Genomic DNA, 815 nt, shown 5'->3' with positions numbered 1-815 from the left:
TGGCGGCGGCAGGACCGCAGGCCGCCAGCCTTGCCGCGACCGCCTCCGCGACCACGGGCGCGTCGGCCAGGGCTCCGGCCACCTGAAAGCCGCTTACCGGATGGACCAGCCCCGCCGCCGACCCGAAGGCCAGCCAGGAACCGGGCCGGGGGGCCGCCGTGTTCATGGGAAAGGCGACCCACTCGGTCTGCTCGACCTCGCGCGGGGGCGTGCCCTGCGCGGCGAGGCGGGCGTGCAGGCGCTCCCGCAACAGCGGGCGTGTCAGGCCGGGGCGGGCGATCAGGCTGGTTTCCTCAACCAGATAGCGGTCCCCGCCCAGGTGCATGGTGTAGAGGAAGGTCGGCTGGGCGCGGACCTCGGCGGGCGGCAGGTGCCCGGCGCGGTAGTCCATCCAGACCATGCCGCCGGGGGGACCGGGGGGGCGGTCGAACTGGGCGACCAGGCCGTAAGCCGTCTGGAGGGCCGCGCCGCCCGGCCGCACCGGGGCCCCCAGGCTTCCGCCATGGCCGCCCGCGTCCACGACGACAGACGCCCGCCACGTCTCGCCCCCCCTGCCGCGCACCTCCCAGCCCTCGCCCACCTGCTGCGCGTGGACGACGTGGCCGCGTGTCCAGCACAGCCCACCCCCCGCCCGCGCCAGCAGAGCTTCCAGCAGCCGGGCATTGTCCAGCAGGGCGTAGGGCCGCAGCAGGGGCGTGGCCTCAGGGCCGGTATAAACGCGCACGTCGCTCCAGACCTGCGCGAGCGCGGTCCGGGCGGAGGGGGGCACCTCGTCGAGCCACGCGCCGTAGGTCGCCGGAAAGGGGCGGGGCGGG

General features: G+C 76.3%; 1 protein-coding gene. It reads right to left on the bottom strand.

Annotation, left to right across the window (positions count from 1 at the left end; translation table 11 throughout):
• Window positions 1-815: lycopene cyclase family protein (locus QOL99_RS17270; RefSeq protein WP_285525644.1), on the bottom strand; the 815-nt coding region annotated here is incomplete at both ends.

The organism is Deinococcus rhizophilus, assembly GCF_030271215.1.
Classification (GTDB): domain Bacteria; phylum Deinococcota; class Deinococci; order Deinococcales; family Deinococcaceae; genus Deinococcus; species Deinococcus rhizophilus.
The sequence above is the reverse complement of the archived record's forward strand: the minus strand, read 5'-3'. Positions and strand labels throughout refer to the sequence as shown.